General features: G+C 38.5%; 1 protein-coding gene. It reads left to right on the forward strand.

Annotated features, from left to right (window positions below; translation table 11 throughout):
* Nucleotides 1–256 (forward strand): hypothetical protein (locus P6709_RS20035; RefSeq protein WP_278242653.1); only part of this gene is annotated, 256 nt, incomplete at its 5' end.
* Nucleotides 257–262 lie beyond the last annotated feature (6 nt).

The following is a 262-nucleotide window of genomic DNA, read 5'->3' on the forward strand; positions in this document are numbered from 1 at the left end:
ATCAAGAAATTGTGCAGAAATAGGTTTTTTATTCACAATTCTTCTCCGTTTTGAGATTAAAGTGGAATCGGTTATTTCAAGTGCTGTTATTGGACAGGTAGAGGAGTCCAAATCAGACCGTTTTTCAAAAGGCGATGTAGTAGATATTCAAAGTGAATATCGCGCTGCCGCATCAAGCTTTGAACAAACTTCTATTCAAAATGGTTATCCATGCAAAATCAAGATTGGAGCACTCGAACGCCCAGAAACTGCTTGATGTCAC

The sequence above is a fragment of the Jeotgalibacillus sp. ET6 genome, assembly GCF_029667115.1.
Taxonomy (GTDB): domain Bacteria; phylum Bacillota; class Bacilli; order Bacillales; family Jeotgalibacillaceae; genus Jeotgalibacillus.